At 65.7% G+C, this 15178-nt stretch carries 16 protein-coding genes; 14 read left to right on the forward strand and 2 right to left on the reverse strand.

Annotated features, from left to right (window positions below; genetic code table 11):
- Positions 1-5 precede the first annotated feature (5 nt).
- The 14 genes from zur (at position 6) to cls (ending at position 12229) form a co-directional block, all read left to right on the forward strand.
- Complete coding sequence (gene zur, locus IB274_RS13270; RefSeq protein WP_015474971.1) at positions 6-512, forward strand: zinc uptake transcriptional repressor Zur; 507 nt, start codon at positions 6-8, stop codon at positions 510-512.
- Positions 512-1312, forward strand: coding sequence for a zinc ABC transporter ATP-binding protein ZnuC (znuC, locus tag IB274_RS13275; protein ID WP_192432408.1), 801 nt, complete (start codon positions 512-514; stop codon positions 1310-1312). The genes zur and znuC overlap by 1 nt, the downstream gene beginning before the upstream one ends.
- Positions 1305-2093: a zinc ABC transporter permease subunit ZnuB gene (gene znuB, locus IB274_RS13280; protein WP_017521234.1), complete on the forward strand. Its 789-nt coding sequence runs from the start codon at positions 1305-1307 to the stop codon at positions 2091-2093. The genes znuC and znuB overlap by 8 nt, the downstream gene beginning before the upstream one ends.
- Before the next feature lie 37 nt (positions 2094-2130).
- Positions 2131-2517 (forward strand): hypothetical protein, encoded by a 387-nt coding sequence (locus tag IB274_RS13285; protein ID WP_081518833.1) that lies wholly within the window; start codon positions 2131-2133, stop codon positions 2515-2517.
- Between the two features lie 194 nt (positions 2518-2711).
- A complete protein-coding gene (locus tag IB274_RS13290) occupies positions 2712-3722 on the forward strand; it encodes a methionine ABC transporter ATP-binding protein (RefSeq protein WP_192432409.1) in 1011 nt (336 codons plus the stop codon).
- Positions 3719-4384, forward strand: coding sequence for a methionine ABC transporter permease (locus IB274_RS13295; protein WP_192432410.1), 666 nt, complete (start codon positions 3719-3721; stop codon positions 4382-4384). The genes IB274_RS13290 and IB274_RS13295 overlap by 4 nt, the downstream gene beginning before the upstream one ends.
- Before the next feature lie 41 nt (positions 4385-4425).
- The gene (locus tag IB274_RS13300) at positions 4426-5208 is read left to right on the forward strand and encodes a MetQ/NlpA family ABC transporter substrate-binding protein (RefSeq protein WP_192432411.1); all 783 of its coding nucleotides are present in this window, start codon (positions 4426-4428) and stop codon (positions 5206-5208) included.
- 327 nt (positions 5209-5535) lie between these two features.
- A complete protein-coding gene (locus IB274_RS13305) occupies positions 5536-6357 on the forward strand; it encodes an energy transducer TonB (RefSeq protein WP_192432412.1) in 822 nt (273 codons plus the stop codon).
- A 49-nt stretch (positions 6358-6406) separates the two neighbouring features.
- Positions 6407-7123, forward strand: coding sequence for a MotA/TolQ/ExbB proton channel family protein (locus tag IB274_RS13310; RefSeq protein WP_192432413.1), 717 nt, complete (start codon positions 6407-6409; stop codon positions 7121-7123).
- 1 nt (position 7124) lies between these two features.
- Positions 7125-7526, forward strand: coding sequence for an ExbD/TolR family protein (locus IB274_RS13315; RefSeq protein ID WP_024766994.1), 402 nt, complete (start codon positions 7125-7127; stop codon positions 7524-7526).
- A gap of 369 nt (positions 7527-7895) precedes the next feature.
- Positions 7896-8549, forward strand: coding sequence for a gamma-glutamylcyclotransferase (locus IB274_RS13320; RefSeq protein WP_192432414.1), 654 nt, complete (start codon positions 7896-7898; stop codon positions 8547-8549).
- Positions 8550-8667: 118 nt separating this feature from the next.
- Positions 8668-9249: an alpha/beta hydrolase gene (locus IB274_RS13325; protein WP_192432415.1), complete on the forward strand. Its 582-nt coding sequence runs from the start codon at positions 8668-8670 to the stop codon at positions 9247-9249.
- A 106-nt stretch (positions 9250-9355) separates the two neighbouring features.
- On the forward strand, positions 9356-10753 hold the full coding sequence (locus tag IB274_RS13330) for an amidase (RefSeq protein ID WP_192432416.1): 1398 nt from the start codon (positions 9356-9358) through the stop codon (positions 10751-10753).
- A 42-nt stretch (positions 10754-10795) separates the two neighbouring features.
- Positions 10796-12229 (forward strand): cardiolipin synthase, encoded by a 1434-nt coding sequence (gene cls, locus IB274_RS13335; RefSeq protein WP_192432417.1) that lies wholly within the window; start codon positions 10796-10798, stop codon positions 12227-12229.
- Positions 12230-12391: 162 nt separating this feature from the next.
- Here cls and ahpF read toward each other — a convergent pair whose 3' ends face one another.
- On the reverse strand, positions 12392-13957 hold the full coding sequence (gene ahpF / locus IB274_RS13340; protein ID WP_192432418.1) for an alkyl hydroperoxide reductase subunit F: 1566 nt from the start codon (positions 13955-13957) through the stop codon (positions 12392-12394).
- Between the two features lie 260 nt (positions 13958-14217).
- Positions 14218-14781 (reverse strand): alkyl hydroperoxide reductase subunit C, encoded by a 564-nt coding sequence (gene ahpC / locus IB274_RS13345; RefSeq protein ID WP_017517843.1) that lies wholly within the window; start codon positions 14779-14781, stop codon positions 14218-14220.
- Between the last annotated feature and the right edge of the window lie 397 nt (positions 14782-15178).

Genomic DNA, 15178 nt, shown 5'->3' on the forward strand with positions numbered 1-15178 from the left:
CGCGCATGTACAAGATCGCCCCCAAGACACCCCTCGCCTGCCGTCCGCACGACCACGCCAACTGCGTGGCAAGCGCTCTGGCGGATGCCGATGCGCTGTGCGCCCGGCAGGGAGTTCGTCTGACCGAACTGCGCCGACGCGTGCTGGAGCTGGTCTGGGCGAGCCACAAGCCACTGGGCGCCTACGACATCCTCGCCGTGCTGAGCGAGGAGGACGGCCGCAAGGCAGCGCCGCCGACGGTCTACCGCGCCCTCGACTTCCTCCTGGAAAACGGCCTTGTGCACCGCATCGCCTCGCTCAACGCCTTCATCGGCTGCGCCCACCCTGAACATGCCCATGAGGGCCAGTTCCTGATCTGCCGCGCCTGCCACACCGCCATCGAGCTGGAGCAACCAGCCATCAGCGAGGCCATCGTCGCCGGCGCCAAGGGCGTCGGCTTCGCCGTGGAAAGCCAGACCGTCGAAATCGTCGGCCTCTGCGGCGCCTGCGCTCCCGGCCAGCGGGAGGCGTGATGAGCGACGCCCTGATCCGCCTGCAAGGCGTCGGCGTCAGCTACGCCGGCCAGGCGGTGCTGCAGAACGTCGACCTGACCATCGCCCCCGGCGAGATCGTCACCCTGATCGGCCCCAACGGCGCCGGCAAGACGACCCTGGTGCGCAGCGTGCTCGGCCTGCTCAAGCCCGATACCGGCAGCGTCTGGCGCCAGCCGAAGCTGTCCATCGGCTACATGCCGCAGAAGCTCCACGTCGACCCGACCCTGCCGCTGACGGTGTTCCGTTTCCTGCGCCTGGTCCCCGGCGTGCAGCGCACCCATGCGCTGGATGCGCTGAAGGAAGTCGGCGCAGCGCATGTGATCGACAAGCCGCTGCAAAGTGTCTCCGGCGGCGAGCTGCAGCGCGTGCTGCTGGCCCGCGCCCTGCTGCGCAAGCCGGAGCTGCTGGTGCTCGACGAACCCGTGCAGGGCGTCGATGTCGCCGGGCAAGCCGAGTTGTACCGTCTGATCGGCCGTCTGCGCGACCGCCTCGGCTGCGGCGTGCTGATGGTGTCCCACGACCTGCACCTGGTGATGAGCGCCACCGACAAGGTGGTCTGCCTGAACCGCCACGTCTGCTGCTCCGGGCACCCGGAACAGGTCAGCGGCGACCCGGCCTTCGTCGAGCTGTTCGGCCAGGACGCCCGCAGCCTGGCGGTCTATCACCATCACCACGACCATTCCCATGACCTGCACGGCGAGGTGGTGAAACCCGCCTTCCCGGCCGGCACCCGCTTCACTCCGGTCCACCAGCACGGCCCCGACTGCAACCATGGCTGATTTCCTGCTCAACGCCCTCCTCGCCGGGCTGGCCCTGGCGGTGGTCGCCGGGCCCCTGGGTTCGTTCGTCGTCTGGCGACGCATGGCCTATTTCGGCGACACCCTGTCCCACGCCGCCCTGCTCGGCGTGGCCTTAGGCTTTCTGCTGGATGTCAGTCCGACGCTGGCCGTGACCGTCGGCTGCGTGCTGCTCGCCGTGCTGCTGGTCACCCTGCAACAGCGTCAGCCGCTGGCCGCCGACACCCTGCTCGGCATCCTCGCGCACAGCACGCTGTCACTGGGCCTGGTGACCCTGAGCTTCATGAAGGAAGTGCGCGTCGACCTGATGGCCTACCTGTTTGGCGACCTGCTCGCCGTCAGCCAGACCGACCTCCTGTGGATAGTCGCCGGCAGCGCCCTGGTGCTCGGCCTGATCTGCTGGCTGTGGCGACCGCTGCTGGCGATCACCGTGCATGAGGAACTGGCGCGGGTCGAAGGCCTGCCGGTCACCGCCATCCGTCTCGCGCTGATGCTGCTGATCGCCATCGTCATCGCCGTGGCCATGAAGATCGTCGGCGTGCTGCTGATCACCTCGCTGCTGATAATCCCCGCCGCTGCCGCCCAGCGGCATGCGCGCAGCCCGGAACAGATGGCCTTCGGCGCGAGTCTGATCGGCCTGGTGGCGGTGTGTGCCGGGCTCTCGCTGTCCTGGTTCAAGGACACCCCCGCCGGCCCCTCCATCGTGGTCAGCGCGGCGGCCCTGTTCCTGCTGAGTTTTGTCCTGCCGCGCCGGACGGTGTAGAATTTGGCGATTTTTTGATCAAAAGAGACCCTGACGCATGAAGTCGTTCGTCATCCGCCTGTTCGCGCTGATGGCCATGGCGCTGGCCCTCGCGGCCTGCCAGAGCACCGCGAGCAATCCGCCCAGCAGCAGTGGCTTCGAGACCGAACTGGCCGCCGGCCGTCTGGAATCCGCGCAGCTCGCGCTGGGTTCCGAACAGGAAGACGCCACCCAGCTCGCCGAGCGCCGCAAGCGCCTGGCCGACGCGTACCTTGAGCGCAGCCGCGAAGCGCTGGCCAAGGGCGACGTCAATGGCGCCACCACCGCTCTGACCCGCGCCCGCTCGCTGATGCCTCGCGCCCCTGGCGTCGCCGCCGACGTCAGCGGCCTGCAGAAGCCCGCCGTTCCGGTCGCCCCGGCCGTCCAGCCGAACTGCACGCCCTGAGCCCCACGGGCGCCCGTTCGCGGCGCCCGTTATTTCCTTTTGTTCCGTGCTTAGCTGAACAAAGATTAATCAGCCATAAAAAAGCAGGTTAAAATGCGCGGTTTTGGCTGACCGCCTACGCTCGTTTCCTACGCCTGTTCATCCGACGGCCCTGGCAGCGAGCGGCGCCTCCCCGTACCCACAAGGTTCGCTAAGTGATCGAATTCCACGACGTCCACAAGACCTATCGCGTCGCCGGACGCGATATCCCGGCCCTGCAGCCGACCCACCTGTCCATCGAGGGCGGCCAGGTGTTCGGCCTGATCGGCCATTCCGGCGCCGGCAAGAGCACGCTGTTGCGCCTGATCAACCGCCTGGAAGAGCCCAGCGGCGGACGCATCGTCATCGACGGCGAAGACATCACCGCCCTGGACGCCGACGGCCTGCGCCGCTTCCGCCAGCGTGTCGGGATGATCTTCCAGCACTTCAACCTGCTGGCCTCCAAGACCGTCGCCGACAACATCGCCATGCCGATGAAGCTCGCCGGCACCTTCAGCGCCGCCGAAATCACCGCGCGGGTGGACGAACTGCTCGATCGCGTCGGCCTCAAGGACCACGCCCGCAAGTACCCGGCGCAGCTCTCCGGCGGCCAGAAGCAGCGCGTCGGCATTGCCCGCGCGCTGGCCTGCCGGCCGACCATCCTGCTCTGCGACGAGGCCACCAGCGCCCTCGACCCGCAGACCACCGGCCAGGTCCTGCAGTTGCTGGCGGAAATCAACCGCGAGCTGAAGCTGACCATCGTCCTGATCACCCACGAGATGGACGTGATCCGCCGCGTCTGCGACCAGGTCGCGGTGATGGATGCCGGGCGCATCGTCGAACAGGGCGAGGTCGCCGACGTGTTCCTTCATCCGCAGCACGAGACCACCCGCCGCTTCGTCTTCGAAGCCGAGCGCGTCGACGAAGACGAGCAGCACGATGACTTCGCCCACGTGCCGGGCCGCATCCTGCGCCTGACCTTCCGCGGCGAGGCGACCTACGCGCCGCTGCTGGGCACCGTCGCGCGCCAGACCGGCGTGGACTACAGCATCCTTGCCGGGCGCATCGACCGCATCAAGGACCAGCCCTACGGCCAGCTCACCCTGTCCCTGGTGGGCGGTGACATCGAAGCCGCTCTGGCGCAGCTCAACGCGGCCGATGTCCATGTGGAGGTGCTGCGCGCATGAACGACTTCTTTGTGAATATCGACTGGTCGGAAATCCTCCAGGCCAGCCTCGACACCTTCTGGATGCTCGGCGGCTCGCTGCTGTTCACCGTCATCCTCGGCCTGCCGCTGGGCGTGCTGCTGTTCCTCACCGGGCCCAAGCAGTTGTTCGCCAACCGCGGCATTTACGGCGTGCTGGCGTTCATCGTCAACGTGCTGCGCTCGCTGCCGTTCATCATTCTGCTGATCGTGCTGATCCCGCTCACGGTGATCCTGGTCGGCACCTCGCTGGGCGTCGCCGGAGCCATCCCGCCGCTGGTGGTGGGTGCCACGCCGTTCTTCGCGCGCCTGGTGGAAACCGCGCTGCGCGAGGTGGACAAGGGCATCATCGAAGCCACCCAGGCCATGGGCGCCAGCACCCGCCAGATCATCTGGAATGCCCTGCTGCCCGAGGCCCGTCCGGGCATCATCGCCGCCATCACCGTCACTGCCATCACCCTGGTGTCCTACACCGCGATGGCCGGCGTGGTCGGCGCCGGCGGCCTCGGCGACTTGGCGATCCGCTACGGCTACCAACGCTTCCAGGACGACGTGATGCTGCTCACCGTGGTGATGCTGGTGGTCCTCGTCCAGATCCTGCAGACCGTCGGCGACAAGCTGGTGGTCCACTACTCGCGCAAATAACCACAAGGCCCGCCGGATGCGGGCCGACCAAGGAGCCAACCATGAAGAAACTGTTCGCCGCGTTCGCTGCCGCCGCAGTCATCGCCGCCCCGCTGGCCCAGGCCGCCGACAGCCTGACCGTCGCCGCCACCCCGGTGCCGCACGCCGAGATCCTCAACTTCGTCAAACCCATCCTGGCGAAGGAAGGGGTTGAGCTGAAGGTGAAGGAATTCACCGACTACGTGCAGCCCAACACCCAGGTCGCCGAGAAGCGCCTGGACGCCAACTTCTTCCAGCACCAGCCGTACCTGGATGAGTTCAACAAGACCAAGGGCACCAGCCTGATCGCCGTCACCGGCGTGCACATCGAGCCGCTGGGCGCCTACTCCACCAAGTACAAGAAGCTCGACGAGCTGCCCTCGGGCGCCACCGTGGTGATCCCCAACGACGCAACCAACGGCGGCCGCGCGCTGCTGCTGCTGGACAAGGCCGGCGTGATCAAGCTCAAGGACAACAAGTCCATCACCGCCACCCCGAAAGACATCGTCGAGAACCCGAAGAACATCAAGGTGCGTGAGCTGGAAGCGGCCACCCTGCCGCGAGTGCTGACCCAGGTCGACCTCGCCCTGATCAACACCAACTACGCCCTGGAAGCCAAGCTGAACCCCACCAAGGACGCGCTGGCCATCGAAGGCGCCGACTCGCCTTACGTGAACATCCTGGTAGCCCGCCCGGACAACAAGGACAGCGCCGCCATGCAGAAACTGGCCGCCGCCCTGCACAGCCCCGAGGTCAAGCAGTTCATCCTCGAGAAGTACAAGGGCGCCGTCATTCCGGCGTTCTGATCGCCGCGAAGCTGTCGCTCTGAAAAAGCCCGGTCGAATGACCGGGCTTTTTCGTTTCAGCACCCCGCAAAGCCGCGCGCCAGGGCCTTTGCTCAAAAAAACACCAACCTTTCCTGCATATTTTCCATGCCGCAAAGGCATCGGATTTTTGCCGATCCGCTGAAACCCACGAATGGTGAGGCCTACAGCGATTCGCCAAAAATCTATAGCACAGAAAGTTATTTAAATAAGAGAAACAATCACTTCAAGAGCTAAGGCGCTCCGCCAATCATGCAGGTCCGTTCCAAGCGCGACTTAGAGCCGCGCAGACCTGCAAGGAGATCGCTCATGGCTCAACCCCAGCATGCCCTCGCGCCGGATGCCTTCCTGCGCCACGTGCCCGGCGGCGACCTGGTCGATCTCGGCCGCCCGCTGCGCCACGCACTGGAGCTGGGCCGCCACGTGCCGGCGAAAGCCCGCGCGCTGAGCCGTCGCGAAGCCGTCCTGCTCGGTCTGTTCGCCCTGACACTGCATGGCGCGGTGGTCTACTGGCTGAGCCAGCAGCCCACCCCGCAACTGCCGGAGGTGCCGCCGCAGGTGCCGCCGATGACCATCGAATTCACCGCGCCGACGCCGCCGGTAGTCGAACCGCCGCCGCCCGAGCCGATTCCCGAACCGGTGGTGCAGGAACCGCCGCCCCCGGTGGTGGACGAGAACGCGGTGAAACCGCCGCCGCCCAAGCCGGTCCCCAAACCCAAGCCGAAACCGGTGGCCAAGCCCAAACCCGTGCCCAAGCCGGTCGAGCAACCCGCACCGCCCAAGGCAGAGACCCCGCCGCCCCCGGCACCGCCCGCCCCGGCGGCACCGGCGGCACCGGCTCCGGCACCGCTGACGCCGCCTTCGGCCAGCGCCGGTTACCTGAAGAACCCGGCGCCGGAATACCCGCCACTGGCACAGCGCCGTGGCTGGGAAGGCACCGTGCTGCTGCGTGTGCATGTACTCGCCAGCGGCAGCCCGAGCGAGATCCAGGTGCAGAAGAGCAGCGGCCGCGATGCCCTGGACGATGCCGCGGTGCGTGCGGTGAAACGCTGGAGCTTCGTCCCCGCCAAGCGCGGCGACGTGGCCCAGGACGGCTGGGTCAGCGTACCCATCGATTTCAAATTGCATTGATTCAACTTGCCCAGATCAGCCGCACGAGAAACGCGGAAGGAGAACACCCATGAGTCTGCCCCTGAACCCCCTGGAATCCGTCGAAGGCGCAGTCATCTGGCTGCTGGTCGGCTTCTCCGTCGTCACTTGGGCGCTGGCCCTGGTGAAAGGCGTCCAGTTCACCCGCCAGAAGTCCCAGGACAAGCGCTTCCAGAAGCAGTTCTGGAGCGCCACCAGCCTCGAATCGGCCGGTGACCAGGCCGCCGGCAAGCCTGGTGCCGGGGCCCGCGTGGCCCAGGCCGGTTTCGCTGCCATCCAGGTACAGGACAACGGCCAGCCGGACCTCACCCAGTCGATCAACCATCAGGACCGCCTCGAACGCGCCCTGCGCCAGCAGATTCAGCGTGAACGCCGCTCCCTGGAATCGGGCCTGGCAGTGCTTGCCTCGATCGGTTCCACCTCGCCCTTCATCGGCCTGTTCGGCACCGTGTGGGGCATCATGGAAGCGCTCAAGGGCATCAGCGCGGCGGGCTCCGCCAGCCTGGAAACCGTCGCTGGCCCCATCGGCAGCGCGCTGATCGCCACCGGCGTGGGTATCGCCGTCGCCGTGCCGGCGGTGCTGGTCTACAACTACTTCCTCCGTCGCCTGAAGCTCACCGCGGCCGACCTCGACGACTTCGCCCACGACTTCTACAGCCTCGCGCAGAAGAGTGCCTTCCGCGTCGTCACCCTGCCCACCGCCGCGCGCAAACCGGCTGCCGGCAACAGCGTGAAGGAGGCGAGCTGACATGGCCTTCTCGACCCAGGACAGCGACGAAGTTCTCTCCGAGATCAACGTCACCCCGCTGGTGGACGTGATGCTGGTGCTGCTGGTGGTGTTCATCGTCACCGCGCCGCTCTTGACCAACGCCATTCCGATCAACCTGCCCAAGACCGAGGCCGTCGCCCCGCCGGAGCAGAAGGACCCGCTGGTGGTGAGCATCGACGGCGCCGGCAAGTGGTTCATCAACAAGGACGAGATCCAGCCGGACCTGCTGCAGAGCAACCTGGCGGCCGCGAAGGCCAAGGACGCCGAAGTCCGCGTGCAACTGCAGGCCGACGAGACCGTGAACTACGGCCAGGTGGCCAAGGCCATGGCCTCCATCGAGAAGGCGGGGATTACCAAGCTGGCGGTGATCACCGCGCGCTGAGGCACCTGTAAGACACCTGAAACAGAGCGGGTGTAGAAAGGGACCTCCACAACGTACCGAGCTTCAAGGCCGCTCTCCCAATACTCAGGCAGGGGTGAGCGGCCTTTTTTTATTCGCGCGTTTCGCGCCGATGACGGTTGATCGCGTAGGGCGCATAACCCGGAACGGGTTATGCGCCACAGGCCCCGCGGTGGATAACGCTGACGCGTTATCCGCCCTACCTGAGCGCCAGCGACTCCTGCGCCTGCCAGATCACCCGCCGTTCGTCGTCATCCCCGCCCTGGCAATAAACCTATGCCTTTCAGGCCCTTCCGTGGCCGCCGCAGTTCTACTAAGTTGATGACAGTTAGGAGACCTGAGGGGTACCGCATGACATCGTCTCCCGCTTCGGAAGGCCCGTTCTATCCACCGACACTGGGGGTGCCGGAACGCTTCACACCCGATCAGCTGCGCGCCTCGCTCGACATCACCATGAGCGAACACGGCGCCGGCCCGGTATGGCTGTTCGCCTATGGCTCGCTGATCTGGCGCCCGGAATTCCCGGTGGCCGAGGCTCGCCGCGCGCGGGTGCACGGCTACCATCGCGGGCTCTACCTGTGGTCCCTCACCCACCGCGGCACCCCGGAAGCGCCGGGCCTGGTGCTCGGCCTGGACCGGGGCGGCTCCTGCGCCGGCTTCGCCTTCCGCCTGCCCGACGACAACCTCGACGCCAACCTCTACGCGCTCTGGGAACGGGAGATGCCCTACGCCTCCTACCGCCCGGAATGGCTGAACTGCCGCCTCGACGACGGCAGCCGCGTGCGCGCCCTGGGCTTCGTCCTCGAACGCCACCTGCCCAGCTACGCCGGTTCCCTGCCCGACAACATCGTCCAGCACGTGCTCGACAGCGCCCAGGGCCACTTCGGCACCACCCGTGACTACGTCGAGCAGACCGCCAGGGCGCTGCGCGCATACGCCATGCCCGACCTCAACCTGGAAGGTATCCTGGCACGCTGCTGCCCGCTGCGCCGGGCGCAGGACTAACGCCTTATCGCTGTTCGTTAGCTAGAAATACTGCATAAGCAAAGAATTTCTTATTCCTTAACGAATATTAAAACCCTCCCTAGAATGCCTTCTCATGACGATTCGAGAGGGCCGCCCCATGCGCAATGAACGCATCCGCTACCTGATCGTGCCGGGCTGGCACGGTTCCGACGACGCCCATTGGCAGAGCCACTGGCAGCGCGCCCTGCCGAACGCCGCGCGGGTGCAGCAGCAGGACTGGATCATCCCGCAGCACAACGACTGGGTCGCCGAACTGGACCGCGAAATCCGCCGCGAGCCGGGCCGCGTGGTACTGATCGCCCACAGTCTCGGCTGCGTCACCGTCGCCTCCTGGGCGGCCCGTGCCGACCGCCGCGCCCTCGCCCAGGTCGCCGGCGCCCTGCTGGTCGCCCCGGCCGATGTGGAGCGCGAGACCTGCCACGAAGCCCTGCGCAACTTCGCCCCCATCGCCGCACAGACGCTGCCTTTCCCCGCCGTGCTGGTGGGTTCGGACAACGACGCCGCCTGCAGTCCGCAACGCGCGCTGATCCTCGGCCGCGCCTGGGGCGCCGAGACGGTGATCCTGCCCTCCGCCGGGCACATCAACGTGAAATCCGGCCACGGCGCGTGGGAATCGGGCTACCGTCATCTGTATCGCCTGCAGTACCTGATCGACCAGCAATCGCGCCAGCGCGCCTGATCCGACTCCTGATTACCGGAGTATGGAGCGCGGTGTGACGTCCGCGCCTATCCCATCGCAGCGCGGATTCGGCTAGGGTGAGGCATAGCCCACGCCGGAGACCGCCATGCCCCCGCTGCACGACCTGTCCGCCGTCGAACTGCTGGCCCTTTACCGCTCGCACCAGCTTTCCCCCGTCGAATACCTGGAGCACCTGATCGCTCACATCGACCGCTGGGAGCCGCAGCTCTGCGCGCTGTTCGCCTTCGATCCGCAGCGGGCTATGGAGCAGGCGCGGCGCTCCGAGGCGCGCTGGATCCGCTGCGCGCCCTGCGGCGAACTGGATGGCGTGCCGGTGACCATCAAGGAGCTGATCGCCACTCGCGGCGACCCGATTCCCCAGGGCAGCGCCGCCACCTTGCTGCAACCTTCAACCGGCGACGCACCGCCTGCCGCGCGGATGTTCGAGGCCGGCGCGATCCTGCTGGGCAAGACCACGGTGCCGGACTTCGGCATGCTCTCCTCCGGGCTCTCCAGCTTCCACGAACTGGCGCGCAACCCCTGGGACCTGCGCATGAACCCCGGCGGCTCCAGCGCCGGAGCCGCCTCGGCCGCCGCCGCCGGCTACGGGCCGCTGCACATCGGCACTGACATCGGCGGCTCGGTACGCCTGCCGGCGGGGTGGTGCGGCCTGGTCGGCTTCAAGCCGAGCTTCGGGCGTATTCCTATCGACCCTTACTACACCGGGCGTTGCGCCGGGCCCATGACCCGCACGCTGGATGATGCGGCGCTTATGATGAAGCACCTGTCCCGCCCCGACTGGCGCGACGCTACGGCGCTGCCGCCGGCGGATCTGGACTGGCGCATCGAGGAGCTGGACGTGCAGGGTTTGCGCATCGGCCTGCAACTCGACCCCGGCTGCGGCCTGCAACCGGACGAGGAAGTCCGCGCTGCCGTCGAGGCGGTGGCGCGGCGCTTCTCCAACGCCGGCGCGGAGATAGTCGAGGTACAGCCGATCCTTGATCGCGAACTGCTCGACGGCCTCGACAAGTTCTGGCGCGCGCGCCTGTGGGCCGAGCTGGAAAACCTACCGCGCGAACGCCAGGCCAAGGTACTGCCGTACATCTACCAGTGGGCCGAAGGCGGCGCTTCGGTCAGCGGCGCCGATGCGGTGCGCGGCTACAACCGCACATTCGACATGCGTCGACGGGCGGCCGAGCAATTCCACGAGTTAGACTTCCTGCTCTCGCCGACCAACCAGGTCGCCGCCTTCCCGGCCGAATGGGCATCGCCCACCAACGACCCGGCGCTGCCCTTCGAGCACATCGGCTTCACTGTGCCCTGGAACATGTCCGAGCAACCGGCACTCTCAATCAACTGCGGCTTCACCAGCGCCGGCATGCCCATCGGCCTGCAGATCGTCGGCCCGCGCTTCGCCGACATCCAGGTGCTGCGCCTGGGCAAGACCTACGAACACTGGCGCGGCCCCGTCAGCCGCTGGCCGCAGCCGCCGAGAGTCAACTAGGCTCAGACGCACCGCCGACCACAAGGAACTGATCGCGCGCCCATGCAGTACACCACCTACATCGCCCACTTCCTGGTCGTCATCCAGTTGCTGGGGATCATCGCCGCGATCCACGCCGTGCTCAGCGTGCGCACCGCCCAGGGCGCCATCGCCTGGGCGACCTCGCTGGTGTTCATGCCGCTGCTGACGCTGGTGCCCTACCTCGTTTTCGGCCGTAGCCGCTTCGACGCTTACATTGGCGCACGCCGGCAAGCCAACGAGGAAATGCACGTGGCGGCCGCCGAACTGGACTGGCGCCCCTGGGTCGAAGAAGCCCTCGCCGCCCGCCAGTACCACGCATACAAGTCGCTCAAGGCCATGGTCGCTCTGGCGCGCATGCCGACGCTGGCCAACAACAAGGTGCGCCTACTGGTGAACGGCAAGGCCTCCTTCGACGCGATCTTCGAGGCCATCTCCAGCGCGAAGAAAGTCATCCTCGTGCAGTTCTTCATCATCCGCGACGACGCCCTCGGCCAGCGCCTCGCTCAACTGCTGCTGGAGCGCGCGGCCAACGGTGTCGACGTGTTCCTGCTGTATGACGGCATCGGCAGCCATGCGCTGTCGAGACGCTACATCGAACGCCTGCGCCAGGGCGGCGTGCAGGTGCACGCCTTCAGCACCGGCAGCGGGATGATCAACCGCTTCCAGGTGAACTTCCGCAACCACCGCAAGATCGTGGTGGTCGACGGCGTGCGCGGTTTCGTCGGCGGGCACAACGTCGGCGTCGAATACCTGGGCGAGAAGCCGCCGCTGGCACCTTGGCGCGACACCCACATCGAACTGCACGGTCCGGCGGTAGCGTGCCTGCAGGAGTGCTTCGCCGAGGACTGGTTCTGGGCCACCCATACGCTGCCGACGCTGATCCTGCCCGACGGCTATGACGACGCCGGGATGCTCTGCCAGGTGGTGCCCAGCGGCCCGGCGGACACCCAGGAAACCTGCTCGCTGTTCTTCGTCGAATCGATCAACGCAGCGGTGGAGCGAGTGTGGATTACCACGCCGTATTTCGTCCCGGACGAAGCCGTTGCCGCTGCCCTGCGCCTGGCAGTGCTGCGCGGCGTGGACGTGCGCATCCTGTTGCCCTCGCGGCCTGACCACAAGACGGTCTACGCCGCTTCCAGCCTCTACGCGCTGGAAGCCGTGCGCGCCGGCGTGCGGGTGTTCCGCTACCAGCCGGGGTTCCTGCATCAGAAGGTAGTGCTGATCGACCATGACAGTGCCGCCGTGGGCAGCGCCAACCTGGACAACCGCTCCTTCCGCCTGAACTTCGAGATCATGGTGATCACCGTCGACGAAGGCTTCGCCCGCGACGTGGAGGACATGCTGGAAGAGGATTTTGCGCAGTCGGTGGAGATGACCCTGGACGACCGCAAGCGTGTGCATCGCCTGCAGCAACTGGGGATGCGCGTGGCGCGGCTGGTGTCGCCGATTCTCTGAAGATTCGGAGCGACGATGTTCGCGAGCAAGCTCGCTCCTACAGGGAATCCGAGCAATCGCTCTTTGTAGGAGCGAGCTTGCTCGCGAACGCTTTTCCCGCACCAAAGAAAACGCCCGGTTCACTCGCGTGAACCGGGCGTTTCTTTCTCTAGCGCGAGGTCATCAGGCTGGCGCGGAGGAGCGGATCAGGTGATCGAAGGCGGAGAGCGACGCCTTGGCGCCTTCGCCGACCGCAATCACGATCTGCTTGTACGGAACAGTGGTCACGTCACCGGCGGCGAAGATGCCCGGCAGCGAAGTCTCGCCGCGAGCATCGACGATGATCTCGCCACGCGGGGTCAGCTCGATGGTGCCCTTGAGCCATTCGCTGTTGGGCAGCAGGCCGATCTGCACGAAGATGCCTTCCAGGTCGATGGACTTGAACTCTTCCGAGTTGCGGTCCTTGTAGACCAGGCCGGTGACCTTCTGGCCATCGCCTTTCACTTCACTGGTCAGCGCGCTGGTGATCACGTCCACGTTCGGCAGGCTGAACAGCTTGCGTTGCAGCACAGCATCGGCGCGCAGCTTGCTGTCGAACTCCAGCAAGGTCACGTGGGACACGATGCCGGCCAGGTCGATGGCCGCTTCGACGCCGGAGTTGCCGCCGCCGATCACCGCCACGCGCTTGCCCTTGAACAGCGGGCCGTCGCAGTGCGGGCAGAAGCAAACGCCCTTGGCCTTGTATTCCTTCTCGCCCGGCACTCCCATTTCACGCCAGCGGGCGCCGGTGGCCAGGATCAGCGACTTGGCCTTCAGGCTGCCGCCGCCCTCGAACTGCACTTCGTGCAGGCCGCCGGGGGTCTTCGCCGGAATCAGGGCGCTGGCGCGCTGCAGGTTCATGATGTCGACGTCGTAGTGCTTGACGTGCTCCTCCAACTGGCGGGCCAGTTTCGGGCCTTCGGTCTCGGTCACCGAGATGAAGTTCTCGATCGCCATGGTGTCCAGCACCTGGCCGCCGAAGCGCTCGGCTGCAACGCCGGTGCGGATGCCCTTGCGAGCGGCGTAGATGGCCGCCGCAGCGCCAGCCGGGCCACCGCCGACGACCAGTACGTCGAACTCTTCTTTCGCAGACAGCTTCTCGGCTTCGCGGGCAGCGGCGCCAGTGTCGATCTTGGCGAGGATTTCTTCCACGCCCATGCGGCCCTGGCCGAACACTTCACCGTTGAGGTAGATGCTCGGGACAGCCATCACCTGGCGGCGCTCGACTTCTTCCTGGAACAGCGCGCCGTCGATGGCGACGTGGCGGATGTTCGGGTTGAGCACGGCCATCAGGTTCAGCGCCTGGACCACGTCCGGGCAGTTCTGGCAGGACAGCGAGAAGTAGGTTTCGAACTCGAACGAACCCTGGATGCCCTTGATCTGCTCGATCACTTCGGCTTCGAGCTTGGACGGGTGGCCGCCGACCTGCAGCAGCGCCAGCACCAGAGAGGTGAATTCGTGGCCCATGGGGATGCCGGCGAAAGCCAGGCCGATGTTCGCCCCCGGGCGATTCAGCGCGAAGGAGGGCTTGCGAGCATCGCTACCGTCTTCACGCAGGGTGATCTTGTCGGTGAGGCCGACGATTTCGTGCAGCAGCTCGCTCATCTCGCGGGATTTGTCGCTGTCATCGAGGGACGCGACGATCTCGAACGGCTGCTGGACCTTTTCCAGGTAGGCCTTCAACTGGGTTTTAAGAGTGGCGTCCAACATGATTCAAATCCTCGGAATTTGAGCAAAGGGGTTCCCCGGCAGGCTTTTCAGCCCACCCTACGCACGCTTTTGGCTTTGGTAGGGAGGATGCCGGTAGGCATCCTCGGGGGTACTGCGTAAAACGGATTGGGAAGCGTCGTGAGCAAGCGCTCAGGCAAGGCGAAATCAGGCGTGGGCGCGGAGTTTACAAGTTGTAAAGACAAAGCCCGCGCCTGATTTCAACGCAGCATGAGCGCTGCGCAACAGCTTCCCGGCCGTTTTTAGATCTTGCCGACCAGGTCCAGGGAGGGAGCCAGGGTCTTCTCGCCTTCTTTCCACTTGGCCGGGCAGACTTCGCCCGGGTGAGCGGCGGTGTACTGGGCAGCTTTCAGCTTGCGCAGGGTTTCGCCGACGTCACGAGCGATCTCGTTGGAGTGGATTTCGACGGTCTTGATGATGCCTTCCGGGTTGATCACGAAGGTGCCGCGCAGAGCCAGGCCTTCTTCCGGAATGTGTACGCCGAAGGCGTTGGTCAGCTGGTGGGTCGGGTCGCCGATCAGCGGGAACTGGGCTTTGCCAACGGCCGGGGAAGTTTCGTGCCACACCTTGTGGGAGAAGTGGGTATCGGTGGTCACGATGTAGACCTCGGTACCGGCCTTCTGGAACTCGGCGTAGTTGTTGGCGGCGTCTTCGATCTCGGTCGGGCAGTTGAAGGTGAAGGCTGCCGGCATGAAGATCAGAACGGACCACTTGCCCTTGAGGGATTCTTCGGTGACTTCGATGAACTTGCCGTTATGGAAAGCGTTGACCTTGAACGGTTGAACGGGGGTGTTGATCAGGGACATTAGGCAATTCCTCAATGAGAGTTTGTCGTTTAATCGAGTGGTCGATCGGTTGAAATTCGACAGGGGCAAGATTATCGCCTGATGACAATGAATGCCCATTGATTTAGGGCATCACGGAAATTGAGTCTCTCTATGGAGAGAACTATAAAAGGAAGAAGTTTCCTATCAGGCGAATCCCGTCCTCCTACGCCAGGACGCGTCGCAAGAGGTGTCTGGCCCGTGGGTTTTCAGCCATCCTCTGACGCACCGATCAAATCACCTTCGCCCGAAAGCGTCGCGAGGACAACGCCACTCGCGACGTACGGCGCTTCGAAGATTGTCGAGAGCGGTGGATTCCTGCCTCACTGGTCAAGCCTGCCCACAAGCCTATGCTAGTGCCAGAGAGCCCTTCGCCACG

Origin of the sequence: Pseudomonas sp. PDM18 (genome assembly GCF_014852585.1) — a bacterium.
Classification (GTDB): domain Bacteria; phylum Pseudomonadota; class Gammaproteobacteria; order Pseudomonadales; family Pseudomonadaceae; genus Pseudomonas.

What these genes read in the sequence shown, in the direction of transcription:
- IB274_RS13320 (WP_192432414.1), top strand. Translation starts at nt 7,896, where the DNA reads ATGACATCGTCTCCCGCTTCGGAAGGCCCGTTCTATCCACCGACACTG.
- ahpC (WP_017517843.1), bottom strand. Translation starts at nt 14,781, where the DNA reads ATGTCCCTGATCAACACCCCCGTTCAACCGTTCAAGGTCAACGCTTTC.
- znuB (WP_017521234.1), top strand. Translation starts at nt 1,305, where the DNA reads ATGGCTGATTTCCTGCTCAACGCCCTCCTCGCCGGGCTGGCCCTGGCG.
- IB274_RS13310 (WP_192432413.1), top strand. Translation starts at nt 6,407, where the DNA reads ATGAGTCTGCCCCTGAACCCCCTGGAATCCGTCGAAGGCGCAGTCATC.
- IB274_RS13300 (WP_192432411.1), top strand. Translation starts at nt 4,426, where the DNA reads ATGAAGAAACTGTTCGCCGCGTTCGCTGCCGCCGCAGTCATCGCCGCC.
- IB274_RS13305 (WP_192432412.1), top strand. Translation starts at nt 5,536, where the DNA reads ATGGCTCAACCCCAGCATGCCCTCGCGCCGGATGCCTTCCTGCGCCAC.
- IB274_RS13325 (WP_192432415.1), top strand. Translation starts at nt 8,668, where the DNA reads ATGCGCAATGAACGCATCCGCTACCTGATCGTGCCGGGCTGGCACGGT.
- IB274_RS13315 (WP_024766994.1), top strand. Translation starts at nt 7,125, where the DNA reads ATGGCCTTCTCGACCCAGGACAGCGACGAAGTTCTCTCCGAGATCAAC.
- IB274_RS13285 (WP_081518833.1), top strand. Translation starts at nt 2,131, where the DNA reads ATGAAGTCGTTCGTCATCCGCCTGTTCGCGCTGATGGCCATGGCGCTG.
- ahpF (WP_192432418.1), bottom strand. Translation starts at nt 13,957, where the DNA reads ATGTTGGACGCCACTCTTAAAACCCAGTTGAAGGCCTACCTGGAAAAG.
- zur (WP_015474971.1), top strand. Translation starts at nt 6, where the DNA reads ATGTACAAGATCGCCCCCAAGACACCCCTCGCCTGCCGTCCGCACGAC.
- IB274_RS13295 (WP_192432410.1), top strand. Translation starts at nt 3,719, where the DNA reads ATGAACGACTTCTTTGTGAATATCGACTGGTCGGAAATCCTCCAGGCC.
- znuC (WP_192432408.1), top strand. Translation starts at nt 512, where the DNA reads ATGAGCGACGCCCTGATCCGCCTGCAAGGCGTCGGCGTCAGCTACGCC.
- IB274_RS13330 (WP_192432416.1), top strand. Translation starts at nt 9,356, where the DNA reads ATGCCCCCGCTGCACGACCTGTCCGCCGTCGAACTGCTGGCCCTTTAC.
- cls (WP_192432417.1), top strand. Translation starts at nt 10,796, where the DNA reads ATGCAGTACACCACCTACATCGCCCACTTCCTGGTCGTCATCCAGTTG.